Annotated in this window: 18 protein-coding genes and 1 pseudogene; 8 read left to right on the top strand and 11 right to left on the bottom strand. The window is 72.0% G+C overall.

Going from position 1 to position 23,588, the window contains the following annotated elements; all coding sequences use genetic code 11:
• Position 1: 1 nt before the first annotated feature.
• From ACQP2F_RS05880 to ACQP2F_RS05870, 3 genes and pseudogenes are all read left to right on the top strand, one after another.
• Complete coding sequence (locus ACQP2F_RS05880) at positions 2–577, top strand: nicotinamidase (protein WP_433301362.1); 576 nt, start codon at positions 2–4, stop codon at positions 575–577.
• A 99-nt stretch (positions 578–676) separates the two neighbouring features.
• Positions 677–1,882 (top strand): annotated as a pseudogene (locus ACQP2F_RS05875) (MFS transporter); the annotation flags it as partial.
• 816 nt (positions 1,883–2,698) lie between these two features.
• A complete protein-coding gene (locus ACQP2F_RS05870) occupies positions 2,699–3,307 on the top strand; it encodes a hypothetical protein (RefSeq protein WP_433301360.1) in 609 nt (202 codons plus the stop codon).
• 47 nt (positions 3,308–3,354) lie between these two features.
• On the opposite strand, the gene ACQP2F_RS05865 is transcribed toward ACQP2F_RS05870, so the two are convergent.
• The 4 genes from ACQP2F_RS05865 to ACQP2F_RS05850 all read right to left on the bottom strand — a co-directional run bounded on the left by ACQP2F_RS05865 (position 3,355) and on the right by ACQP2F_RS05850 (position 7,476).
• A complete protein-coding gene (locus ACQP2F_RS05865; protein WP_433301359.1) occupies positions 3,355–3,984 on the bottom strand; it encodes a TetR/AcrR family transcriptional regulator in 630 nt (209 codons plus the stop codon).
• Positions 3,981–4,292 carry a DMT family transporter gene (locus ACQP2F_RS05860; protein ID WP_433301357.1) on the bottom strand — a complete coding sequence of 104 codons (312 nt, stop codon included), beginning with the start codon at positions 4,290–4,292 and terminating at the stop codon, positions 3,981–3,983. Before ACQP2F_RS05860 ends, ACQP2F_RS05865 begins: the two co-directional genes overlap by 4 nt.
• A 214-nt stretch (positions 4,293–4,506) precedes the next feature.
• Positions 4,507–6,258 carry an aa3-type cytochrome oxidase subunit I gene (gene ctaD / locus ACQP2F_RS05855; RefSeq protein WP_433301355.1) on the bottom strand — a complete coding sequence of 584 codons (1,752 nt, stop codon included), beginning with the start codon at positions 6,256–6,258 and terminating at the stop codon, positions 4,507–4,509.
• A 111-nt stretch (positions 6,259–6,369) separates the two neighbouring features.
• Complete coding sequence (locus ACQP2F_RS05850) at positions 6,370–7,476, bottom strand: FAD-dependent monooxygenase (RefSeq protein ID WP_433301353.1); 1,107 nt, start codon at positions 7,474–7,476, stop codon at positions 6,370–6,372.
• Between the two features lie 138 nt (positions 7,477–7,614).
• Here ACQP2F_RS05850 and ACQP2F_RS05845 point away from each other — a divergent pair, with 138 nt between their 5' ends.
• Positions 7,615–8,013: a VOC family protein gene (locus ACQP2F_RS05845; RefSeq protein WP_433301351.1), complete on the top strand. Its 399-nt coding sequence runs from the start codon at positions 7,615–7,617 to the stop codon at positions 8,011–8,013.
• Positions 8,014–8,019: 6 nt separating this feature from the next.
• Here the strand turns inward: ACQP2F_RS05845 and ACQP2F_RS05840 are convergent, their stop codons facing one another.
• A complete protein-coding gene (locus ACQP2F_RS05840; RefSeq protein ID WP_433301349.1) occupies positions 8,020–8,682 on the bottom strand; it encodes a helix-turn-helix domain-containing protein in 663 nt (220 codons plus the stop codon).
• Positions 8,683–8,735: 53 nt separating this feature from the next.
• On the opposite strand from ACQP2F_RS05840, the gene ACQP2F_RS05835 reads away from it, so the two are divergent.
• Positions 8,736–9,806, top strand: coding sequence for a DNA polymerase ligase N-terminal domain-containing protein (locus ACQP2F_RS05835; protein WP_433301347.1), 1,071 nt, complete (start codon positions 8,736–8,738; stop codon positions 9,804–9,806).
• Positions 9,807–9,899: 93 nt separating this feature from the next.
• Positions 9,900–11,243 carry an MGH1-like glycoside hydrolase domain-containing protein gene (locus ACQP2F_RS05830; RefSeq protein WP_433301346.1) on the top strand — a complete coding sequence of 448 codons (1,344 nt, stop codon included), beginning with the start codon at positions 9,900–9,902 and terminating at the stop codon, positions 11,241–11,243.
• On the opposite strand, the gene ACQP2F_RS05825 is transcribed toward ACQP2F_RS05830, so the two are convergent.
• The 4 genes from ACQP2F_RS05825 to ACQP2F_RS05810 form a co-directional block, all read right to left on the bottom strand.
• Positions 11,240–12,325 carry an S-(hydroxymethyl)mycothiol dehydrogenase gene (locus ACQP2F_RS05825; RefSeq protein ID WP_433301344.1) on the bottom strand — a complete coding sequence of 362 codons (1,086 nt, stop codon included), beginning with the start codon at positions 12,323–12,325 and terminating at the stop codon, positions 11,240–11,242. The two genes, ACQP2F_RS05830 and ACQP2F_RS05825, sit on opposite strands and share 4 nt — an antisense overlap.
• Positions 12,326–12,364: 39 nt before the next feature.
• Positions 12,365–12,838 carry a MarR family winged helix-turn-helix transcriptional regulator gene (locus ACQP2F_RS05820; RefSeq protein WP_433301342.1) on the bottom strand — a complete coding sequence of 158 codons (474 nt, stop codon included), beginning with the start codon at positions 12,836–12,838 and terminating at the stop codon, positions 12,365–12,367.
• Positions 12,839–13,022: 184 nt separating this feature from the next.
• Positions 13,023–13,412, bottom strand: coding sequence for a cupin domain-containing protein (locus ACQP2F_RS05815; protein WP_433301340.1), 390 nt, complete (start codon positions 13,410–13,412; stop codon positions 13,023–13,025).
• A 19-nt stretch (positions 13,413–13,431) separates the two neighbouring features.
• Positions 13,432–15,078: an EAL domain-containing protein gene (locus ACQP2F_RS05810; protein WP_433301338.1), complete on the bottom strand. Its 1,647-nt coding sequence runs from the start codon at positions 15,076–15,078 to the stop codon at positions 13,432–13,434.
• Between the two features lie 436 nt (positions 15,079–15,514).
• On the opposite strand from ACQP2F_RS05810, the gene ACQP2F_RS05805 reads away from it, so the two are divergent.
• Positions 15,515–17,113, top strand: a complete 1,599-nt coding sequence (locus ACQP2F_RS05805; RefSeq protein WP_433301337.1) for a restriction endonuclease — start codon at positions 15,515–15,517, stop codon at positions 17,111–17,113.
• On the opposite strand, the gene ACQP2F_RS05800 is transcribed toward ACQP2F_RS05805, so the two are convergent.
• Positions 17,072–17,602 (bottom strand): N-acetyltransferase family protein, encoded by a 531-nt coding sequence (locus tag ACQP2F_RS05800; RefSeq protein ID WP_433301335.1) that lies wholly within the window; start codon positions 17,600–17,602, stop codon positions 17,072–17,074. The genes ACQP2F_RS05805 and ACQP2F_RS05800 overlap by 42 nt on opposite strands.
• Before the next feature lie 181 nt (positions 17,603–17,783).
• On the opposite strand from ACQP2F_RS05800, the gene ACQP2F_RS05795 reads away from it, so the two are divergent.
• Positions 17,784–18,506, top strand: a complete 723-nt coding sequence (locus tag ACQP2F_RS05795; RefSeq protein ID WP_433301333.1) for a DUF4190 domain-containing protein — start codon at positions 17,784–17,786, stop codon at positions 18,504–18,506.
• Positions 18,507–18,524: 18 nt separating this feature from the next.
• Here the strand turns inward: ACQP2F_RS05795 and ACQP2F_RS05790 are convergent, their stop codons facing one another.
• Entirely contained in the window at positions 18,525–23,489 is a 4,965-nt protein-coding gene (locus tag ACQP2F_RS05790; RefSeq protein ID WP_433301332.1) for an arginase family protein, read from the bottom strand.
• Positions 23,490–23,588: the final 99 nt, after the last annotated feature.

Raw genomic sequence — 23,588 nt, 5'->3', positions numbered from 1 at the left:
TGTGGCACGAGCGCTGATCATCGTCGACGTCCAGAACGACTTCTGCGAGGGCGGTTCCCTGCCGGTGACCGGCGGCGCGGCCGTGGCGGCCGGCGTCTCGCTGGTGCTGTCGCAGGCCGGGGACCGGTGGGACCACGTGGTCGCGACCAAGGACTGGCACATCGATCCCGGTAACCACTTCAGCGATCATCCCGACTACCTCGACACCTGGCCGGCGCACTGCGTGGTCGGCTCGGGCGGCGCCGACTTCCACCCGTCGCTGGTGACCGACCGGATCGAGGAGGTCTTCCACAAGGGCGAGCACCAGGCGGCTTATTCGGGCTTCGAGGGGCACGCTTCCGACGGCACGAGCTTGGCGGATTGGTTGCGGTCGCGGTCGGTGACCGAGGTCGAGGTGGTGGGCATCGCGACCGACCATTGCGTACGCGCGACCGCGCTCGACGCCCGGCGCTCCGGTTTCCGGACGACGGTCCTGCTCAATCTGACCGCCGGCGTGGCGGCCGGCACCACCGAGGCGGCGCTCGAGGAATTCCGTACCGCCGCGGTGGAGATGAGCGGCACACCCATCGTCGCTTGAGGGGTTCTGGCCCGATTTTGTCCGGGTTTCTGCCCGCGAAAGCCGTTGGTTTTCTGTCGTACCCCCGGGGCAGGATGACGGGCGGAGGTCAGGAACCACATGCTGCTCAAGCCTTACCGCGAGACCCTCGCCCTGCCCGGCATCAAGTCGCTGCTGATCGTGGCGACGCTGGCGCGCATACCCATCGCCGCCGGCGCCGTGGTCCTGACCCTGCATGTCGTCACCGACCTCGACCGGGGCTACGGCGCCGCCGGCCTGGTCGGCGCCGCCCTGACCATCGGCGGCTCGCTCGGCGCGCCGGTGATGGGCCGCCTGATCGACCGCCGCGGCCTGCGGCCGGTGCTGATCCTGACCACGGTCGCCGAGGTCGTCTTCTGGACGGTCGCCCAGGCCCTGACCTACTGGCCGCTGCTCGTCCTGGCCCTGTTCGGCGGCTTCCTGGCGCTGCCCGCCTTCTCGGTCGCCCGCCAGTCGATCGCCGCGCTCACCCCCGAGGCCCAGCGCCTGCCGGCCTTCGCCCTCGACTCGATCACCACCGAGATCTCGTTCATGGCCGGCCCCGCCCTCGGCGTGGTGATCGCCACCGGCCCCGGCCCGCGCATCGCCATGCTGACCATCGCCGCCGGCATCCTCGCCTCGGGCCTGGGCCTGTGGCTGCTCAACCCGCCGGTCCGCGGCGACCACGAGACCCCGATCGAGGCCGGCGAGCGAGTCCCCCGCCGCTCCTGGCTGCGCCCCCGCTTCGTGGCCATCCTCGCCGTCACGTTGGCCGCCACCCTGGTCCTCTCCGGCACCGACGTGACGGTGGTCGCGGTCCTCCGCGAGAACGGCGAGCTCTCCTGGACCGGCTTGGTGATGTCCCTGTGGGCGTTCTACTCCTTGCTGGGCGGCTTCGCCTACGGCACGATGCACCGCCGCCTACCGGCCGTGGCCCTGCTGACCCCCATGGCCATCCTCACCATGGCCGTGGCGCTGGGCGCCGCCCACTGGTGGCTGCTGGCCATCCTGCTGATCCCATGCGGCGCCCTGTGCGCCCCCACCATCACCGCCAGCGCCGACGCCGTCAGCCGCATGACTCCCGCCTCCGCGCGGGGAGAGGCCATGGGCTTGCACAACTCGTCCTTGACGGTCGGCGTAGCCCTCGGCGGCCCCTTGGCCGGCTTGGCCGCCGACCAGCTTTCCCCAGCGTGGGGTTTCATAGCCGTAGGCGGCGTAGGCACCCTGATCGCCTTGGCCGTACTCCCCACCGAGCTCTTCCACCGCCGCCAGTCCGCCCACGCCGCCGCCGCTCCCGCCGCTGCTCCCGCCGCCGCTCCCGCCGCTGCTCCCGCCGCCGCTCCCGCTGGTCCCGCCGCCGCTCCTGCTGCTCCCGCCGCCGCTCCCGCTGCTGCCGCCGCCCCCGCCGCTGCCGCCCTCGCCGGTCTCGCTGCTGCTGCCGCCCCCGCCGCTGCCGCCCCCGCCGCTCCTGCTCCTGCCGCCGGCAGTGTCGCCCCGGCCACGGAAAGCTCCGTGACCTCGCCCGACGTCGCCTCACCGCTCCCGGACGCCCTCGCTCCCGGCACCGCGGGCCCGGCCGACATCATCCACAGCCCAGCCGCCCACTCCTGACCCCGCCAGCGCTCAGCCCCGCACTCGCCGCTTTCTCCTGCGCCTCCTGCGACCGGCGCCTCTTGCGCCTCGCCCGCGTGCCCCCGAAGACTTTCACGCCTCGACGGGAAGGGCGCGCGAGCAAGGATGGCAGGCGCGCGAGAAGGCGGGCGCGCGAGAAGGCGGGCGCGCGAGAAGGCGGGCGCGCGAGAAGGCGGGCGCGCGCGGAAGGCACGCGCGCGCGGAAGGCAGGCGAGCGCGGACAAGGCAAGCGCGCGGACAAGGCAGGCGCCCGCGGAGAGGGCAGGCGCGCGCCGGGAACGCAGGCGCGCGCGGAGAAGAAAGAGCCCGCACGCCCGTCGCCTCTGCGCCTCCTTCGTCGCCCTCCTCGGCTGGCCCTCGCTGCTGGAAACCATGCTGAGGTCTCCCCCAAGGGGAGAGTCAAGCCCCGAAAGCCTCGCTCTTGGGGCCTTCTGCCGCGCGGAACTCGCCTACTCTGGCGCGGCAACCGGATGGCAACCGAGGCGTGGGACGGTGGCGGACGTGTTCGTCTTCGAGGACTCCGGCTCGGGCGGGCGGCGGCGGTTCGTGGGTCTGGCGGTCGCGCTTGCGGTGGTTGCGGGGGCGGGGCTGCTCTGGTGGGTCGGGCGCGCGCCGGGGGCGGCGATCAAATACTCGTGCGTGTACGTCGGTGGCGGGTCGGCGGCCGAGCGGGAGGCGCAGGACGACTACTGCGAACGCCGGGCGGTCGACGCCGCTCGGCGGGGTGCGGCGCCGGACTGGGCGCCTACCGATCCGCGGGCCGAGCAGCTTGACCGCGCCCTCGAGCAGGCCCTCTGTCGCTTCGACGGCGGCCGGGTCGACTGTCTCGGCGCCACCTCGGGGCAGCGGCGCAAGGCGGACGGCGCCGATGTCGAGCTGATCCGCCGGACGATGATCGGCGCCGGGTTTCCGGACCCGGTGGTACGCCTGACCGGCCGCAAGGACCCGGCCCCGGACGGCGCCGTCGCCTTTGCGACCCTGGTCAACAATCCGCTGAACCCGGCCGAGACCGCCTGCCTGGTCGGCTACGCAAAAGCCGCCGAGCATCCCGAGCAGAACTTGGTCGGCAAGCTTCCGGGCGGTCGCTGCCTCGAGAAATGAGCCGGCGAGCAGCCGCACGGCCGCACCCCGTGGACGCCGCCGGAGAATTATCCGCCGGCCAGGCCGCGGATCGCGGCCGTGAGCGCGGGAGCGTTGAGCGGGTTGCCGGTGACCAGCAGGTGCAGCATCGTGCCGTCGAGCAGGGCCGAGATGTTGTCGGCCGCGTCGGCGCCCACGTGCGGGGCGAGCAGCTCGTGCAGACCTTGCAGCCAGTCCTCGGCCAGCGGCCGCAGCGCCGGGTCCCGAGCCGCCGCGAGGCACAGCTCGAACTCGATCCGGGCCCGCTGCCGGTCGGCCATGTAGTCGTCGACCAGCTCGACCAGGGCGACGGCCAGGTCGTCCGACTCCTGTAGCCGTGCGGCCCACTGCCTGAGGTCCTCTTCCTGGTCTTCGGCCGCCTTCTGCAGAGCGGCCGCGATCAGCGCGTCGAGGGTAGGGAAGTAATAGGTGGTGGCGCCGAGCGGGAGCCCGGCCCGCGCCGCCACGGCCCGGTGGGTCGTCCGCCCGATGCCGAGCTCGGCGACGATCTCGATGGTCGCCGCCGCGAGGGCATCGCGCCGGGCCTGCGGATCCCGTGCGCGTCGCCCGGCCTGCCGCCCATCCGCCGAGGGAGAAGGCCCAGTGGACGGCGCCGCAGAGGGCGGGGAAGGCGGAGGCGGCGCGGGGCGTGCGCTCAACTGGCCCCCCCGAGGTTCAGGGTCACCACTCCCGCGATGATCAGACTGATGCCGGCCACCTTGACCACGGTAATCGGCTCGCCCAGGAAAGCGGCCCCGATGGCGACGATCGCGGCGGTGCCCAGCGCGGACCAGAGCGCATAGGCGACGCCGACCGAGACACCCTTGACCGCCTGGGACAGCAGGACCAGCGAGATCGCGTAGCCGGCGATGCAGGCCAGGGTCGGCCAGAGCCGCGTGAAACCCTCGGTCGCCTTCATCAGGCTGGTCGCCGCAATCTCCGCCGCAATCGCACCGAGCAGAAACACGTAAGCCACGTCAACACCTCTTCTTGTACGTCTGTACAAGTACGATCGTACAAGAGCTGCGAGATTCCCTCACATCAGCCGTCCGGCTGCCGATGGGACAGACTTCGACCTGATGGCGGCAACCGTTCAGCACCCGGCTGGCACCCGGAGAGCAACAGGCAAGAAACGAAAACGGCCCGCCCCGAAGCTCGGGGGCGGGCCGTTTCCGCGACGCTCAGTGGTTGGATTCGCGATCTTCCTGGTACGTGGCGCCGCCGTGCGACTCGGGGCTCAGCGGGCGGGCGCCACCCTCGGGCGGGCCGGCGATCGTCTGGGTGCCGGCGGCCAGCTCCGGGAACTTCGCGTCGAAGGCCGGGCGCTCCGAGCGGATGCGCGGCATGCGGTCGAAGTTGCGCAGCGGCGGCGGCGACGAGGTCGCCCACTCCAGCGAGTTGCCGTGACCCCAGGGGTCGTCGACGTTCACCACCTGGCCGACCTTGTACGACTTCCAGCAGTTGTAGATGAACGGCAGCGTCGACAGGCCCAGGACGAACGAGCCGATCGTCGAGAACGTGTTCAGGAAGGTGAACCCGTCCGACGGCAGGTAGTCCGCGTACCGGCGGGGCATGCCCTCGGTACCGAGCCAGTGCTGCACCAGGAACGTGGCGTGGAAGCCGAGGAAGGTCAGCCAGAAGTGGACCTTGCCGAGGCGGTCGTCGAGCATCCGGCCGAACATCTTCGGGAACCAGAAGTAGATGCCGGCGAAGACCGCGAACACGATGGTGCCGAAGAGCACGTAGTGGAAGTGCGCGATCACAAAGTACGAGTCGGAGACGTGGAAGTCGATGGGCGGCGACGCGAGCAGCACGCCGGACAGGCCACCGAAGAGGAACGTCACCAGGAAGCCGACCGCGAACATCATCGGCGTCTCGAAGCTGATCTGGCCGCGCCACATGGTGCCGATCCAGACGAAGAACTTCATGCCGGTCGGCACCGCGATGAGGAACGAAAGGAAGCTGAAGAACGGCAGCAGCACCTGGCCGGTGACGAACATGTGGTGCGCCCACACCGACATCGACAGCGCGCCGATCAGCAGGGTGGCGGCGACCAGGCCCTTGTAGCCGAAGACCGGCTTGCGGCTGAAGACCGGGATGACCTCGGTGATGATGCCGAAGAACGGCAGCGCCACGATGTACACCTCGGGGTGGCCGAAGAACCAGAAGAGGTGCTGCCAGAGCATGGGGCCGCCGGTGTTCACGTCGAAGACGTGGGCGCCGAGGATGCGGTCGGCGGCGAGGGCGAACAGCGCGGCCGCCAGGAACGGGAAGACCATGACCACCAGGAGGCTGGTGACCAGGATGTTCCACGTCATGATCGGCATGCGGAACATGGTCATGCCGGGAGCGCGGAGGGTCAGGATCGTGGTGATCATGTTGACACCACCGAGGATCGTGCCCAGACCGGAGATCGCCAGGCCGACGACCCACATGTTGCCGCCGACGCCCGGCGAGTGAAGCGAGTCACTCAGCGGCGTGTAGGCGAACCAGCCGAAGTCGGCCGCGCCGGCCGGGGTGAGGAAGCCGCCGATGGCGATCGTGCCGCCGAACAGGTACAGCCAGTAGGCGAACGCATTGAGCCGCGGGAACGACACATCGGGCGCACCGATCTGGATCGGCACCACGAAGTTGGCGAAGGCGAACACGATCGGCGTCGCGAAGAACAGCAGCATGATCGTGCCGTGCATCGTGAACAGCTGGTTGTACTGCTCGGGCGACAGGAACTGCATGCCCGGCCGCGCGAGCTCGGCCCGCATGAGCAGGGCCATCAGGCCGCCCAGCATGAAGAACACGAAGGAGGTGATCATGTACATGATCCCGATCTGCTTCGCGTCCGTCGTGCGCAGGATCCGGGCCAATGCCGAACCCTTGACCTGCCGCCGGACCGGGTAGGGCCGGGTCACGATCGGCTTAGGCGCAACGGTCGTCACGAATAGCCTCCGTCGTCTCGTTCGTGCCACTCGGTACGCCGTGTACCCCCGTAGGAGCAGGCGTACCTCGCAGGCAGAATAGTCCTTCACCTACGCCCGCTCGGCGCGGGGTCAGGCGGGTGGCACCAACGGCCGATAGTGGTCGGCGAAGATCCGCAGGCCGCGCCGCCGCAGCATCGGGTCGCGCAGCGCGGGCGGCACGTCGCGGGTGCGATCGCGCTCGCGGGTGCGGTCCCGCACCGCGCCACAGCGCGGACGACGGCGGTTCTCGTACGCCCGGAGCGCGGCCGGAACGTCCGAGGCGGACCGTTTGAGCTCCTCACCCAGCACCACCGCGTCCTCGAACGACATGGCGGCGCCCTGGGCCAGCGTCGGCGCGGTGGCGTGCGCGGCGTCGCCGACCAGCAGCACCGGGCCACGGAACCAGCGATCGAGCACGACCTCGTCGGTGCGGGCGACCGACACGTTCTCCATGGCGGCCAGGATCGCCGGCACCGGCCCGCCGAAGGAGGCGAACACGTTTCGCAGATGGGCACGCGGGTCCGGCGGGTCCGGCATGTCGGGCGCCGTCTCGTCGGCGTAGCAGTACAGCCGGCGGCCGCCCATCGGCATGGCCACGAAGGACGAACGGCGCCCGAGCAGCGCCGTCCAGTCGCTGAGCGGCGGCCCGCCGCTGACCACCGAGCGGTAGACGATCTGGCCGGTGGGCACCGCCGGCCCGCCGAGGCCGGCCTTGGCCCGGATCGTCGAGCGGCGTCCGTCGGCCCCGACGACCAGGTCGTACTCCGCGACGCTGCCGTCGCCGAACTCGACCTTGGCGGTGCGGTCGAAGATCTCCAGATCGCTCACCGACGTGTCGTAGCGGACCTCGCCGCCGACGCCGGTGAGCAGCACCTGCTGGAGATCGCCCCGGGAGAGCGCCCGGGACTCGCCGACACCGGCCCAGAGACCGGCCACGTCCATCTCGAACAGCGAGCGGCCGCGGGCGTCCAGGAAGACCTGCCGGAAGATGAGGTCGCCGAGCGGCCGCAGCGGCGCGTCGAGGCCGAGCTGGCGCATCGCGCGCGAGGCGTTGCCGGGCAGGTAGATGCCGGCGCCGGGCAGCATGGTGGCGGGCAGCGCCTCGACGACATCCGGCCGGTACCCGGCGAGCCGCAGCGCACGAGCGGCGGACAGACCGGCAATTCCGGCACCCACCACGAGGATGCGCAAGGTCATCGCGGCACTGCCTCCCAGCGGTCGGACACGCGTCGGAGCCAGAACACTACCCCTAGCCACCGGGAGGGGAAAGTCTCGATCAACCCGACGTCCGAATTGTTCAAGACGCCGCGAGCGGGCGCCCGTAGCGTCGACGACATGGCACCGATCATCAATGGAATCGGCCTCGCGGTGGCCGACATGGCAACCTCCCTCACCTTCTATCGCCGTCTCGGTCTGGACGTGCCCGCCTCGGCCGGCAACGAACCGCATGTCGAGGCCGAGCTGCCGGGCGGCATCCGGCTGATGTGGGATACCCACAAGTCCCTCGCGTCAATGGATCCCGGCTACGTTGCCGACTCCGGCCGGCGGACCGGGCCCAGTCTGGCCTTCCTCTGCGCCGACCCGGCCGAGGTGGACCAGCAGCACGCCGATCTCATCGCGGCCGGCGCGGAGAACGAGAAGGCGCCGTGGGACGCCGAGTGGGGCCAGCGCTACGCCCAGCTCCGCGACCCCGACGGCTACCTGGTCGAGCTTTTCGCGTGGCTCAAGAAATGAGCGGGCTCACGAGATGAGCACCCCGAGCGGCACGCCGGCCATGGCCCGCACCTCCCGGGCGAGGTGGGCCTGGTCGGCGTAGCCCGCCTCGGCCGACACCCGGGCGAACGGCGACCCGCGCCGGGCCATCGAGACGGCCCGCTGCATGCGCAGGACCCGCTCGAGCATCTTGGGCCCGTAGCCGAACGCCGCGTTGCTGCGCCGCTGCAACTGCCGGGCGCTCAGCCCGCACCGCGCGGCGATGGCGGCGATCGGCCGGCCGGATCGGGCGGCCGATGCCAGACCCACCATCACCGGGTCGGGGTCGGCCCACCGCCCGGCCGCGAAGGCGGTCAGCGCGGCCAACGGATCATCGGCGGACGCCAGCCGCCGGACCGTGGCCGGTGCGACCAGCGCGTCGAGCGGCACCTGCTGATCGACCAGAGCCGACGCCGGCACGCCGAGGACACCGGGCCCGGTGCCGGAGCCGAAGCGCAGCGCGAAACACCGGCTGCCCGGCGACGCGCACCCGACCTGGGCGGTCGTGTCCGGCCCGGCCACGAAGACGCGCCCGTCCTGCCAGATGATGTCGAGACAGCCATCGGGCAGGATGCGGGACTCACGCACCGCGGTGGTCACGCTCCACCAGGCCACCACGTGCGGCAACGATGACGCCCGTTCCGAGTACATATCGCAACCCTGGCACAGGGGTACGACAAAAGCCGGGCGGGCAAGATGAGCGGATGACCGACCGCCTCGGCGAATACCGGCGCAAACGGGATGAGTCGAAGACCCCGGAGCCGGTTCCCGCGAGCCATCCCGGCGAGACCGGGCAGAACCGCTTCGTCATCCAGCAGCACCACGCCCGCGCCCTGCACTGGGACGTGCGCCTGGAACGGAACGGGGTGCTGGTCAGCTTCGCCGTCCCGCGCGGGCTCCCCCGCGACCGCACCCGCAACAACCTGGCCAAGCACACCGAGGACCACCCGCTGGAGTACCTGACCTTCGCGGGCGAGATCCCGGCCGGCGAGTACGGCGGCGGCACCATGAAGATCTTCGACACCGGCACCTACGACACGCTCAAGTGGCGGGACGACGAGATCGAGGTGACCTTCCACGGCGAGCGCGCGACCGGCCGCTACATCTTCTTCCAGACCTCGGGCACCGACTGGATGGTCCGCCGGATGGACCCGCCGGAGCCGGGCTGGGAGCCGATGCCGGACGAGCTGCGGCCGATGGAGCCGGAGAAGGCGGCGCGGATCCCGAAGAACGACGACCAATGGGCGTACGAGATGGGTTGGTCCGGCCGCCGCGTCATCGCGTACGTGAGCGGGGGAAGAGTGCGCCTGCAGGGAGCCGGCGGCGAGGATCTGACCTCGTGGTTCCCGGAGATCCGGGCGCTCGGACCGGCCCTGGCGCCGATCGAGGCCGTGCTCGACGGCGAGATCGTCGCGTTCGACGGACAGCGACCCGACGCCCGGCTGCTGGAACGCCGCCGGGCGCCGAAGGACGCCGCGGCGGCGAGACGGGCGGCCGAGCGCACCCCGGTCCAGTTCCTCGCCTATGACCTGCTGTGGCTCGAGGGGCACGCGACGACCGGCAACATCGGCTACGCGCAACGCCGGGAGCTGCTGGAAGGCCTGGCGATCGAGGGCGAGCACTGGCAGACGCCGCCCTACTTCCCGGGCGGCGGCCGCTTCGCGCTGGAAACGGCACGGGCCCAGGGACTCGCGCATATCGTGGCGAAAAAGCGTGACTCGCCCTATCTGACCGGGCAGCGCAGCGACCTCTGGCGGGCCATCGAGACCGGGTAGGTCGCACCGGCCGTCCGTGGCCCGTGCATCATGTGCCGGTTCTCTTCAGCGGGACGTTTGCCGGCGCGCGCAGTGGAAAAGGATCCGACCGAGATGTCTGCCGAACTCTGGAACTCCGCCGTTCGCGTCCTGGAGAACAACTGGCAGGACGACCACACCGTGCCGTCCCGGGCGCTGTACCCCCATCAGTGGAGCTGGGACGCCGCGTTCATCGCCATCGGCCTGGCCTATGTGAACCCCATCCGGGCCTGGCGCGACCTGCGGAGCCTGTTCGAGGCGCAGTGGCCGGACGGCCGCGTGCCGCACATCGTCTTCGACCCGGCCACGGCCGAGGAGGACTACTTCCCGGGCCCGGGCTTCTGGGACGTGCCGGCCTACGGCGACCGGCCGGCCCGGGGCAGCACCGGCCTCGTGCAGCCGCCCATGCACGCGATCGCGGCCTGGGACGTCTACCGGCACGCGGCGGCGCACGGCGCGGCCTGCGCGCTGCAGGCCCGCACCGAGCTCGGCTGGCTCTACCCGCGGCTGGTCGCCCAGCAGCGCTACCTCACCGGGCGCCGCGACCTGGGCGGGAGCGGGCTGGCCGCGATCGTGCACCCGTGGGAGTCGGGCCTGGACAACAGCCCGGCCTGGGACGAGGCGATGGCCAACGTGCCCGCCGACCTCGGGCTGCTCGCCGTCCACCGGCGGCGCGACCTGGACCGCGTCGACGCCGCGCACCGGCCGACCGACCTCGACTACGCCCGGTACGTGGGTCTGGTGCTGAGCTACCGGGGCGAGCGCTACGACGACACCGGCCTGCTCGACCGGCACGCGTTCGCGATCGAGTGCCCGGCGTTCAACGCGATCCTGGCGACGGCCGAGCTGTCCCTCGCCCAGATCGCCGGCGAGCTGGGCCTGGCCGCGGAGGCCGCCGCGCACCGCGACCGGGCCGAGTCGATCACCCACGCGATGGTGAAGCGCCTCTGGAACCCGCGGACCGGCATGTTCCACGCCCGGGACCTGCGGGCCGGCAAGCTCGCCGACGCGCGCACCGTGGCCGGCCTGTTGCCGCTCATGCTGCCCGACCTGCCCGCCGGCCACGTCCAGGCGATCATGGCGGCGGCCCGCTCCGAGCGCTTCGGCCTGGGCGAGCGGCCGGCGCCGAGCTACGACCGCACGGCACCCGACTTCGACACCCTGCGGTACTGGCGCGGCCCGATCTGGATCAACATGAACTGGCTGCTGCGCCGCGGCCTGCTGACCCAGGGCTTCCGCGACGAGGCCGAGGACCTGCGCACGGCCATGGTGCGGCTGGTGCATCGCAACGGGCACTTCGAGTACTTCGAGCCGATCACCGGCGAGGGCCTCGGCGCGCCGGCGTTCAGCTGGACCGCCGCCCTCGCCCTGGATCTGCTCGCCGACCGTTCGGTGCCGGCGTACGCCAAGGCCGCTTAGAAGATCACGACCGAGCGCAGCACCCCACCGGTGTGCATCTTGGCGAAGGCCTCCTCGACCTGATCGAGCGCGATCTCCTCGGAGACGAACGCGTCGAGGTCGAGGCGGCCCTGACGGTACAGAGCCGTGAGCATCGGGAAGTCCCGCGTCGGCAGGCAGTCGCCGTACCAGCTCGACTTGAGCGCGCCCCCGCGCCCGAAGACGTCCAGCAGCGGCAGCTCGATCGTCATCTCCGGGGTCGGCACACCGACCAGCACCAGGGTCCCCGCAAGATCACGAGCATAGAACCCCTGCCGGTACGTCTCCGGGCGCCCGACCGCCTCGATCACGAGATCCGCGCCATTGCCGCCGGTGAGCTCGCGAACCGCCTCGACGACATCCGTTTCGCGGGCGTTGACGGTGTGGGTCGCCCCGAAGCCGCGCGCCCACTCCAGCTTCTGGTCGTCGGTGTCGACGGCGATGATGGTCGTCGCGCCGGCCAGCGCCGCGCCCGCCACCGCGCCGTCGCCGACCCCGCCGCAGCCGATCACCGCGACCGAGTCGCCCCGGGTGACGCCGCCGGTGTTGATCGCGGCGCCGATGCCGGCCATCACGCCGCAGCCGAGCAGGCCGACGGCGGCCGGCCGGGCGGACGGGTCGACCTTGGTGCACTGACCGGCCGCGACCAGCGTCTTCTCCACGAAGGCGCCGATGCCGAGCGCCGGGGACAGCTCGGTGCCGTCCTCGAGCGTCATCTTCTGCGCCGCGTTGTGGGTGGCGAAGCAGTACCACGGCTTGCCCCGCCGGCAGGCCCGGCAGTTCCCGCACACGGCGCGCCAGTTGAGCACCACGAAGTCGCCCGGCGCGACGTCGGTGACGCCGGCGCCGACCGACTCGACGACGCCGGCGGCCTCGTGCCCGAGCAGGAACGGGAAGTCGTCGTTGATGCCGCCCTCGCGATAGTGCAGGTCGGTGTGGCACACCCCGCACGCCTGGATCCCGACGACGGCCTCACCCGGCCCCGGATCGGGCACGACGATCGTCGTCACCTCGACCGGCGCGCCCTTGGCCCGGGCGATCACGCCCCGCACCCGCTGACTCATCCGCCCAGCACCTCCGTGAGTTGGGTCACCGAGGCCAGCCTATTCGGCGCTGGGGCGCACCTCGACCGGACTTTCCAGCAGAGCGTCGGCGAGTTTGCCCATCTGCCGCACCTGGGCCGGGGTGAGCCGATCGAAGATCAGCTGCTGGACGGCCTCGACGTGGCCGGGCGCGGAGGAGACCAGCTTGTTCCAGCCCGCGTCGGTCAGCATCGCGATCTGCACCCGGCCGTCCTCGGGGTCGCGCTCGCGGCGCACCCAGCCCTGGGCCTCGAGCCGGGCCACGACGTGCGACAGCCGGGAGAGCGAGGCGGAGACCTGCTTGGCCAGCCGGCTCATGGCCAGCCGGCGGTCCGGCCGCTCGGAGAGGGCGAGCAGCACGATGTAGCCCATGTGGGTCAGGCCGGAGTCGCGCTGCAGTTGGGCCTCGAGCGCCGCCGGGACCTTGACCAGAACCTCGACGAATCGACGCCAGGCCAGCTGTTGCTCCTCGGTCAACCAGCGGGGCTCGTCCATGATGGAAGGTTAAAGGTTCACCGACGGAAGCATCTCATTGGGGCAACGGGACGGCCGCTGAACGAACACGCCGATCGATGCGCTTGCGCCACGCGAGTAGTGTCCCGCCCGGGGTTTCTGCCCCGGCGTGACGCCGGGACCGGCTGGCTGGGGGGCCTCGGCCGGTCCCGGCGGCATGTCACGCTCACTTGTTCGGCGGCTCGTCCTTGCCCTGCTCCTCGAGGCGGTCGGCCTCCTCCTTCGTCTTGTGCACCGCGCCGTCGGCGTGCTCCGGCGGGCCGTAGACGGTGTAGAGGACCAGCGGGTTCGGTCCGGCGTTGACGAAGTTGTGCTTGTGCCCGGCCGGTACGACGACCAGGTCGCCCTGGACCACGTTGCGGGTCTGGCCGGAGACCGTGGCCTTGCCGACGCCGCTCACGAAGGTCAGGATCTGGTCGACCTCGTGGACCTCCTCGCCGATCTCGCCGCCCGGCGGGATCGTCATGACCACGAGCTGGGTGTGCTTACCCGTCCAGAGAACGCGGCGGAAGTCCGGGCTCTTCTCCGCGACGGTGGCGATCGTGAAGTGCTCCATACCGTGACCGTTACCCAGGTCAGGGGCTGGGCAACCGTCCCGGCAGCAGGGGTGCGGGCCGGCCGATGAGGTAGCCCTGGACGTAGTCGACGCCCAGCTCGCGCAGCAGCCGCAGGGTGGGCTCGTCCTGCACGAACTCGGCGACGGTGTGGATCCCGTACGCCTGGCAGACCTGCACCAGCGCTCGCACCAGCACCTGGTCCTGGGGGTTGGCGACGAGGTCCACCACGTACTCCCCGTCGATCTTGACGAGGTCGATCGGGAAGATCCGCAGATAGCGGAACGAGGCGTACCCGGAGCCGAAGTCGTCCAGGGCCAGCTCGCAGCCGAGGTCGCGGACCCGGTCGGCGAAGCGGCGGGCCTCGCTCAGGTTGCCGATCAGCGCGGTCTCGGTGATCTCGAAGGTGAGCTGGGCCGGGTCGACGTCGTACCGCTCGATCAGCCGCTCGACCTCCTCGGTGAGCCGCGGGTCGCCGACCGAGCGGCCGGACAGGTTGATCTGCAGGCACATGCCGGGCTGGCCGGCCGCGAGCTGCATGGCCCGCTCGACCACCCACAAGTCGATGTCGTAGACGGCGTCCAGCCGCTCGGCGATGTCCAGCACCTGGGTCGGCGACTGCGGGCCGTCCGACTCGTCGAGCACCCGCAGCAGCAGCTCGTGCCGGGTGACGGCGTTGGTCTGCAGCTCGAGGATGGGCTGGGCGTAGAGCGTGAACCGGTCGGTGCCGAGCGCGTCGGCGACCCGGCTGCGGTAGGAGCCCTGCCGGTCGCGTACCGGAACGGGATGGGCGACGAAGGTGACCGGCCGGTCGGCGTCGCGGGACTCCCGCCAGGCGTGCTCGGCATCGATCAGGACCTCGTGGCTGCCGGCCTCCGCGTCGGGCGTGAACCGCACGAGCCCGCCCCACGCCTGCGCCCGCAGCCAGGTGTCGGGCAGCACGAAGGTCTGCGAGCGCAACGCCTGCACCAGCAGCTCGGCCTCGCGGCGGGCGGTCGGCCAGGACGTGCCGCCGAGCAGCAGGCCGATCTCGCTGGTGCCGACCCGGCCGAGCAGCGCGCCCTCCTGCACGACGCCCTCGAGCACCCGGGCCGCCCGGTGCAGCAGGTCGGCGGAGAGCTCGGGGCGGGTGCCGGCCGCGTCCTCGCGGGCCGGCTGGACCCGGATGATCAAAATCGCGCCGCCGCCGCGCCGCTGCGCCCGGTCGATCTCGTCGGCGAACCGGGCCCGGGTGAGCAGGCCGGTCGCCGGGTCGGGGTCGACCAGCGAGGCCTGCACGGTCTCGCCGCGCCGGGCCAGCCGGGCCATCTCGCGGCGGGCGCGCTCGCGGGCCGAGACGTCGGTCACCGTGCCGCGGATGCCGCGGACCGTGCCGTCCGGGCTCTTGACCGGCTCGATCCGGCAGTCCACGTCGAACCAGCCGCCGTCGGCACGCATCAGCCGCACGGTGACCCGGACCGGCACCCGGGCCGTCCACGCCTGGGTGATAGCGCCGAGGGCCTTGGCATGATCGTCGCGGTGCACGTAGCGTGCGAGGACCTTGCGGCTCACCTCGTCCTGGGCGGGCGGGTGGCCCAACATGGCACGAAGGGCCGCCGACCAGACGATCTGGTCGCCGGAGGCGGTGTAGTTAAACCACGCAGGCCCGGAAAGGTCGTCCAACGGCACGCGCGGTTCAGGGAGGATGGGCGGCATTGATCGCCGCTCGTCCGGTGCAGCCATGCGCCGGCCACCTCCCCCCTGCCCCATGCCCCAAATCCCCCGGACCTATTACCACCCGTCACGGGCACGAGATAACAGGTCTCGGCCGCGTCAATGTTTTGCCGATCCACTCGGCAAACCCCTCATCTGCAGGTACTCCCCTGATCAGAGTAGGGAATCAACCGATCGGATGACCACTGCGCTGCGTAGTTCCCCGGCCCTACTACGGTCGAGAACATGACGGACAGTTACTGCCAGTGCTGATTGTGGAACCTTCCGCGATTCCTACCCGCTCGCGGGGTTGACCATGCACGGAAAGCTCCGCTGACGACGCGCCGCGTAACTAGATCCAGAAACGGTCGATATGGTGGCGATCGGACATACGCGGAGCGAGGACTGAGGCATGGGCATCATTCGGGACATGCAGCGGGCGCGCGCCACGCAGGTGGCTGCCGACCAGCGGGCGAACACGGCCGCCGCACAGCAGCGCGATCTGATCCGGCGCAACGCCGACTTCGCGATCGCCGCCGCCCAGCAGGCGGCGACCGACGCGCAGCGGCAGCGCGACAGCCAGCGTCTCTACACCGAGGCGCGCACGGCCGACGCGGCGGCGGCCAACGCCGAGATCCGCGCCCGGATCAGCGATCTGGACGCGCTGCTGCTCTCCACCCTGGACGTGGACGACCACATCGACCTCGACCAGTTCAAGAAACCCCTGGCGGTGCCGCCGTTCGACCCGGGCCCGCTCGGTCGGCCGCTGCCCGAGCCGAACTGGGACAGCTATCTGCCGCCGCAGCCGCGGGGGGTGGGCAAGCTGCTGGGCAGCGGCGTCTACCAGCAGCAGACGGCGCAGGCCCGGCGGGCGTACGAGCAGGCGCGGGCGCGGTGGGCGGAGGCCGAGGAGCGGCGCAAGCAGCAGCTGCGGGCGCGCAAGCGGGCGTACGACGAGAGCCGTCGCAAGTACGAGGCGAAGATGACCGCGTACAACGCCGAAGTGGATCGGTTCGCCGCCGCGGTGGCCGGCGCCGACCCCGCCTCGGTCGTCGAGTACTTCGCGATGGTGCTCGGCAACTCGGTCTACCCCGACGATTTTCCGCAGCACTTCCGGCTGGCCTACCTGCCGAAGCAGAAGCACCTGCTGGTCGAGTACCACCTGCCGCCGATCGAGGTCATCCCGGTCGTCAAGGAGTACCGCTACGACCGGGCCCGCGGTGACCTCACGGCGGTGCCGCGCGACGAGGGTGAGATCCGGCACCGGTACGTCGAGATCATCGCCCGGGTCACGCTGCGGACCATCCACGAGATCATCGAGGCCGACCGCGGCGGGCTGGTCCGGCAGGTGTCGTTCAACGGCATCGTGGACACCATCGACCGCCGGACCGGCCGGTTCGTGCGGCCGTGCCTGGTCTCGGTGCGGACCGACCGGGAGACGTTCGCCGCGATCAAGCTGCGCCGGGTCGACCCGGTCGCGTGCGTCAAGCACCTGCAGGGCGCGCTGTCGCCGGCGCCGGACGAGCTGGCCGCGGTCATGCCGAAGATCGACTTCGAGCGGGACGCCGACCGGGACTTCACCGAGGAGTTCAACGTGCTCGCCGACATCGACGAGCGGCCGAACCTGGTGGCGATGACCGACGCGGCCTGGGAACGGCAGCTGGCCGACCTCTTCGGGGTGATGGGCCTGGAGATGGGCGCGGCCGATCGGGTCGCCGGCGGCTCCCGCTGGCTCGCCACCGACCCGCGGCCGATCTTCGGCGGCACGGTGGTGGTCTACGCGACCCGCGGCGTCCCGGCCGGCTCGGCCGCGGTGCACGCCCTGGCCGGCGCGGTGACGGCGGCGGGGGCGACCAAGGGGATCCTGGTGTCGCTCGGCGGGATCGAGGCCGAGGCGTACGAGGCGCTGGCCGGCCGCCCGCTCGAGCTGATCGACGGCCCGGCCCTCGTCACGCTGCTCGCCCACCACCTACGGATCAAGGCCCGGATCGAGCGGACCCGCGAGCCGTAACGCGTAGAAGAGCTTGTCCCAGCGGCGGTCGCCGACGGCGACGAAGTTCTCGAGACGGCCGTAGAGGCGGAAGCCGAGCGACTCGTAGAGCGCGGCGGCCCGGGTGTTGTCGCCGCGCTGGTCGAGGGTGAGCACCTCGACGCCGGCGTCCCGGGCCGCCGCGATCAGCTCGGCCATGATCCGGCGACCCAGGCCGCGGCCCTGGTGGCCGGCGTCGACGGCCACCTTCTCGACGTCGGCGTGCGGCCGGTGGGTCGGCCGGTCGTATCGCCGCCAGTAGCCGAGCCCGTGCAGCCGGCCGTCCTCGCCCGCCACCACCAGCACCGAGTCGGCGTCGGCGGCCACCGTCGTGAGCAGACTGCGGACCTCGGCCGGCTCGGGCGGGTCGACCCAGCCCAGGGCCGCGCCGCCGGCGACCAGACGGCGGAGCAGCTCCGCGGCGTCGGCGATCTCCCGCTCGGTGAGGCGCCCGGCCCGGCGAACATCCATGATCCGCAGTATGCCGAACCGATACCGGCGCGGGTCTGCGAAGGAGATCGGGCCGCTATAGGTTCCGCCGGTGACGGAAAACCCGCCTCCCGACCGCGTGGCAGCCCCGGCGGCTCCCGCGTACGCGCCGCCGGGCGCTTTCCCGCCGCCCGCCTATGCTCCGCCGCCACCGGGTTACTCCATGCCCGACACCGTCGCAGCGCCCTACGCCCCGGCCCACACCGCGCCTCACGCCCCGCCCGCTGCCTTCCCGCCGCCGCACGCGGGCTTCCCGCCGCCTGCCGCCTTCCCGCCGCCTGCCGCCTTCCCGCCGCCCCTCGACCCCGGCTTCAACGGGTTCGCGATCGCCTCGCTCGTCTTCGGCGTCATCGGCGGCCTGCTCTTCAGCATCGGCTTCGGCATCGCCGCCCTGGTACAGATCCGACGGACCCGCCAGCGCGGCCGTTCGCTGGCGATCGCCGGCCTCGCGCTCTCCGGCTTCTGGCTGCTGGTCATCGTGGCCCTCGTGGTCGTCGGGCTCGTCGCCGGCGTCCGCCAGGGCCGCAGCGAGGAGGCCACCGCCGCCCCCGCGGCGCCGGCGCCGACGGCCGGCACCGAGTACCTCGTCGGCCAGTGCATGAACGACATCGAGGGCATGCGCTCGCGGGTGCCGTGCCGGGCGCCGCACGACGGCGAGGTCTACGCCGTCTTCGACCTGCGCGACCGGCCGTGGCCGGGCCGGACGGCCGTCTCCCGGGAGGCCGAGGTGGCGTGCGACGACCGGCTGGCGCCGTACCTGGCGAAGAACGGAAACCTCGACTTCTATTACCTGTACCCGAGCGAGGCGACGTGGCCGGACGACCGGGTCGCCACCTGCATCGCCTACGACGCGACCGGCCAGCTGACCGGCCCGCTGGCCAAATAGGCCGCCCTCCCGGGCGAGTTAGTCGAGCAGCGCCGGCACGAGGCGGGCCAGCACCGCTCGGTCCTCGGGACGGTCCGGCTCGTACTCGGTGATGCCGAGACCCGCCACCGGGAAGCGGTCCCGCAATGCTCGCACCGCGGCGATCAGCTGCTCGGGCGTGACGCCCTCCGGCTCGGGCGCGCCCACCGCCGCGAACGACTGCGGGTCGAGCACGTCCAGGTCGATGTGGATGTAGAGCGCGGTGGCCGAGGCCGGGACGGCGCTCGCCAGCGACGCCAGCGCGGCCGGCTCGACGCGCACGATGCCGGCCTCCTCGACGTACTCCTTCTCGGCCGGGTCGAGCGCCCGCACGCCGGCCAGGATGACCTGCGCCGGTTTCAGCGGCCGAGCCGGCGCCATCTCCGGATGACCGGAGCCGAGCAGGGTGCGCAGGACCATGCCGTGGAAGGCGCCCGACGGTGACGACGACGGCGTGTTCAGGTCACCGTGTGCGTCGAACCAGACGACGACCAGGCCATCGCCGTGTGCGGCCAGCGCCGCCTCGATCGGGGCGACCTCGATGCCGCAGTCGCCGCCGACGATCACGTCCGGCCGGTCGGCCATCGCCGTGCGCGCCACCGCGAGGTTGCGGGCCAGCACGTCGAGCGACGGCGGCTCGTCGGAGAGCGGCGCGCGTACCCGCTTGTCCCCCGGCACCAGCGCGCCCAGCTCCGCCGCGCCGGCGACCAGGCGACGGGCGGTGCGCGAGCCCGACCCCTGCCACTGGGCGAGCTCGAGCACGGTCCGGCGCGGCGTCGGCGTGATCTCCAGCTCCTCGATGCGCTGCCACACCGGCCACATCGCGACCTCGGGCTCGCGGGCGAAGATGCTGCCCCGGATGCGGACGAAGACGCAGTTGCCGACCCGTTCCAGGACGGCCTGCCGGCGCATGTCGCTCTCCCACTGCTCCGGGCCGTGGTAGGCGTCGCCGTCACACTCGATCGCCAGCCGCCGGCCGTCCGGAGCGTTGAGCACGAAATCGATGCGGTAGGCGCCGATCCGGAACTGCGGTATCGGCCGGAAGCCGCGCGCGGTGAGCCGCTTGAACACGTCGCGCTCGAAGTCGCTCTCGCACAACGCCAGGTCGGCCGGGCTTTCGAGATCAACGACATTGTTCGCGTACGCCAGGAGCAGCCCCCGCGCATCGTCGGCGAGCAACGACCCGGCGCGTACGGAATGGAAGATCCACAGTTGATCGCGGGCTCGCGACGCCGCGACGTTGATCCGCCGGTGGTACTCGCGTTTGGTGAAGGCCGCCACCCGGGGATCGTTGTCCGACACCACCATCGAGACCAGCACCACGTCCCGCTCGTCGCCCTGGAACGTGTACGCGTCGCCGACCCGCAGCCGCCGCGCCTGGATCTCGTCCTCACCGATCTCGTCACGCAGCAGCTGCAGCAGGTAGCCGGCCTGCCCGCTGGTGCTGAGCAGCGAGATCACGCCGAGCGTCTTGCCGTCGTAGGCCGGGTCCTTCACGATCGCGCCGACCTGCCGGACCAGCGCCTCGGCCTCGGCCGTGTTGACGTCGCCGAAGCCGGCCAGCGGCTGCCGTACCCCGTCGCCGAGGAAGACCGTGCGGATCGGCGCGAGCGAGGGCCGGTCCGCCCGCAACGGCATGATCTTGCCGTCGTAGTAGTGCCGGGACGAGAACTCGATGATCTGCGGCACGCAGCGGAAGTGCTCGGTGAGCAGGATCCGCTCCGGCGACCGTCGCACCGCGTGGTCGTAGAGCGATGACTCCGGGTCGAAGTGCTCGGCCGACGGCACGTCGCCGAGGTGACTGTGGATCAGCCCGGCCACCGAGCCGACGAAGCCCAGCTGGGGCCCGATCTGCTGGTCGTCGCCGACCACCACGGCCCGCTCGGCCAGCGACAGCACCGGCAGCGCGAAGAGGTCGGCCTGGGACGCCTCGTCCACGATCACCACGTCGAACCGGGCGCCGCCGGCGAACTGCTCGATCGCCCGGTCGACCGACATGACCCAGACCGGGACCGCCTCGACCGCCGACTCCATGTGCCGCTGGGCGTGCGCCTGCCAGGCCGCGGCCGTGCGCCCGGTGCCCTTGCCGATCTTGCGGAGGGCCGTGGTCCAGTCGGCCAGCGCGGCCTTGCGCCGGTCGTCGAGGCTGCGGGCGACCTCGAGCCAGGCGCGGGCCACCACCAGGTCGGCGGTCCGTCGGCGGATCTTCTCGCGGGCGTTCTCGACCCGTTTCGCCAGCACCGCCGGGTCGACGCTGCCGATCACCTCGTCGAACCAGGTCTGCGCGCGTCGCCAGGCCCACGCGTCCAGGCACGCCGGGCCGGAGACCGCCGGCACCTCGCCGCCCTCGATCATGGCGGCCCATTCCGGAGTGTCCTCGGCGAGGCGGTCACGGAGGGCGACGTACCTCTGCACATCGGCACGCAGCGCGACCAGACGACGGACCTCGGCCACCGCGTCGTCCCAGCCGTCCAGCGTCGACCACGCCGCCAGCAGGCGCGGCCACGGCGCCAGCCTCTCCCGGATCGCGCGCTCCCGCTCGACCAGCGTGTCCAGCTCGGACACGGCCGGCGCCTCGTCGAGCAGCGCCTCCACCCCGGCCAGCGCCGCCGGATCAAGGTCAAGATCATGCTGCGGTACGAGGTGAGCCAGCCGCTCGGCCAGCGCGGGCCAATGGCGTACGTCCCAATCGAGAGACTGCCCCGCCTCGGACAGCAACGCGCCCGCCCACAGCTCCGGATCGCCCGCCTGCGCCGGAATCGCCAGCCGCTCGATCCACTCCACCCAGTGGCCGCCGAGCCGGTTGCGGGCCTGCGCCCGACGCACCCAGGCCGTCACCACGTCGACGTCCTCGGTCGTGCGCAGCGGCTCGTCGTCCACCCGCACGTCCTCGGCCAGCTTGTACAGCCCGGCCTGCAGCAGCCGGCTCAGCGAGCGGCCGGCGGCGAACCGCTGCCGGATCTCGGCGAGCTGGGCGAGCAGGCGTTTCGGCTCTCGCGCGTACGCCTCCGGCACCGTCACCCGATGACCCGCGAGCTGACGGGTCAATGCGGCCAGCTCGGCCAGCAGCGCCTCGGTGGCGGTGACGTGGTCGCCCCAGACGGCGCGCCAGTGCGGATCGTTGAGCAGCCGGCCGAGCCGATCGGTCCACGCGCCCTCGCGGCGGCGCAGCCACGAGCGGGCATCGCGGAGATCGTGGCGAACGGCCGCGACATCGGCCGCGCGTACGGCCGCGAGATCGAGGCCCTGGGCCGCGGCCCGGTCCACCCGCTCCTGCAGCTCGTCGATCCGGTCCCGGAGTTGCGCGGCCTCGGCCGCGTCGGGCAGGTCCTCGGTCTCCGGCAGGCTGCGCAACGCGGCCGCCCGGTCGGGCGCGCTCAGCCCGTTCGCCAGCTGGAGCAGCGCGGCGAACTCGTCGCCGGTCAGCGGCGGCGCGGCGCTCACCGGATCGGGGATGCCGGCCTGCGTCGCCGCCCGTTCCCGCAGCCAGGCGCCCACCTCGACCGGGGTCTGCGGCACGCCGTCGATCGGGTAGGTGACCGCCTCGTTCTCGGCGATCGCGCGCAGGCCGCCGAGCGCCGCCGCCAGTTCCCGCTCCGCGTCCTCGAGCAGGCCGGTGAGCCGCGCGACCCGCCGGGCCTCGGCCTCCTGGTCGAGCGTGGCGGCGCGGTCGGCGAGCTCCCGGGCGGCGAGCTGAAGCTGCACGAGCTGATCGGTGGTACGGCCGAGGACGGCCAGACACAGCGCCCGGATGCCCTCGGGCAGGCCGTCGCGCAGCACCCGGAGGGGATCCTCCTTCTGGGCGACGACCAGCACCCGCTTGCCGTTGGCCATGAGATGACAGATCAGGTTGCGGATGGTGTGCGTCTTGCCGGTGCCCGGCGGCCCCTGCACGGCGACGTTGCGATGCTGCGCGAGCCGCCGCGCGATCGACTCCTGCGCCTCGTTGGTGGGCAGCGGCATGAGCAGGCGCTCGCCGACCTTCTGCCAGGCCTCGGGCCGGTCGTCGGGCATGCGCAGCTTGGACGGCTCGTGCGCGACGATCGCGGCCAGCGCGCCGGTGCTCGTGGTGTCGCCGCTCAGCAGCCGGTCGCGCAGGTTTTCCAGGAAGCCGCGGAGCAGCCGCTGCTTGGGCCGCGCGAAGAGAACGCCGACATCCTCGATGTGCGGCCGCGTCGTCTCCCGGCGGCCGTCGGTGACCAGGCGGTCGTAGCCGAGCCGGCCCATCGCGCGCTCGAAGAGCTCGCGGCGCTCGAGGTCGTTCCAGAGGTCGATCTCGAGCGTGCCGGCCGGGCCCGCGAGCCCGAGAAGCTGACTCAGATAACGCTCGTCGAGGCCGGCGAGAGCATCGGTCTGAAGCCGGCTCGGCCCGGCCGGCGAGACCGTGATCATCGACGCGTCCGGCTCGTACTCGATCAGCACCGGGGTCGCGACCAGCGGATATCGCACCCGTTCCCCGTTGACGACGGTGTCGAGGATGCCGTGGCCCCAGACCAGCTCGGTGGTTGTGGCCGTCATGTCGAGCTGGTGCATGAGGTCGAAGAGCTGCCGATGCAGTACGCGGGTCTTCTCCGCTTCCCCGGTGGCATGGGCCCACGGACGCCAGACCGCGTCGCGCCAGCTCTCGAACTCGTCCCCCGCATCGACCGCGCCGCTCTCCTCTTCCTCGCTCGCGCGCGTCGGCTCGGTGACGGAGGTGATGTCACCCCGCAGGCGACGGCGCAGGGCGGCCGGCACCGCGACCGGCGGTGGAAGATCGGGCAGGCCCACCCGCAGCCACGAGGTGCCGTCGGCGGCGGGCCCGGTCCGGCAGGCGGGGTGATCGGGCAACGTGTCGAGCCAGTAGGCATCGGCCGGGACCGTGCGCGCGGGCCGCTCCATCTGGGCCCGCACGGCGAGCAGATAGTCGGCGACCGCGACGGCCCGATCCCGGATCGTCGTGGGCGACTCGACCTGCTCGGACATCCTCCGCATTCTAGGCGGCCCGGTCTCGTCCGCACGGCGTCGTCCACACCCTGGCGAGGCACCGACATACTGAGCACCCGAGACCCGGGCACCCGATAC

This window comes from Actinoplanes sp. CA-030573, assembly GCF_050951115.1.
Classification (GTDB): Bacteria; Actinomycetota; Actinomycetes; order Mycobacteriales; family Micromonosporaceae; genus Actinoplanes.
Note: the sequence above shows the minus strand (reverse complement) of the source record. Positions and strands in the feature narration are given on the sequence as shown.

Bases quoted from the DNA above. Each gene is read 5' to 3' on its own strand.
- ACQP2F_RS05850 (WP_433301353.1), bottom strand. From the start codon at position 7,476: ATGACCTTGCGCATCCTCGTGGTGGGTGCCGGAATTGCCGGTCTGTCC.
- ACQP2F_RS05845 (WP_433301351.1), top strand. From the start codon at position 7,615: ATGGCACCGATCATCAATGGAATCGGCCTCGCGGTGGCCGACATGGCA.
- ACQP2F_RS05840 (WP_433301349.1), bottom strand. From the start codon at position 8,682: ATGTACTCGGAACGGGCGTCATCGTTGCCGCACGTGGTGGCCTGGTGG.
- ACQP2F_RS05835 (WP_433301347.1), top strand. From the start codon at position 8,736: ATGACCGACCGCCTCGGCGAATACCGGCGCAAACGGGATGAGTCGAAG.
- ACQP2F_RS05830 (WP_433301346.1), top strand. From the start codon at position 9,900: ATGTCTGCCGAACTCTGGAACTCCGCCGTTCGCGTCCTGGAGAACAAC.
- ACQP2F_RS05825 (WP_433301344.1), bottom strand. From the start codon at position 12,325: ATGAGTCAGCGGGTGCGGGGCGTGATCGCCCGGGCCAAGGGCGCGCCG.
- ACQP2F_RS05820 (WP_433301342.1), bottom strand. From the start codon at position 12,838: ATGGACGAGCCCCGCTGGTTGACCGAGGAGCAACAGCTGGCCTGGCGT.
- ACQP2F_RS05815 (WP_433301340.1), bottom strand. From the start codon at position 13,412: ATGGAGCACTTCACGATCGCCACCGTCGCGGAGAAGAGCCCGGACTTC.
- ACQP2F_RS05805 (WP_433301337.1), top strand. From the start codon at position 15,515: ATGGGCATCATTCGGGACATGCAGCGGGCGCGCGCCACGCAGGTGGCT.
- ACQP2F_RS05800 (WP_433301335.1), bottom strand. From the start codon at position 17,602: ATGGATGTTCGCCGGGCCGGGCGCCTCACCGAGCGGGAGATCGCCGAC.
- ACQP2F_RS05795 (WP_433301333.1), top strand. From the start codon at position 17,784: ATGCCCGACACCGTCGCAGCGCCCTACGCCCCGGCCCACACCGCGCCT.
- ACQP2F_RS05790 (WP_433301332.1), bottom strand. From the start codon at position 23,489: ATGTCCGAGCAGGTCGAGTCGCCCACGACGATCCGGGATCGGGCCGTC.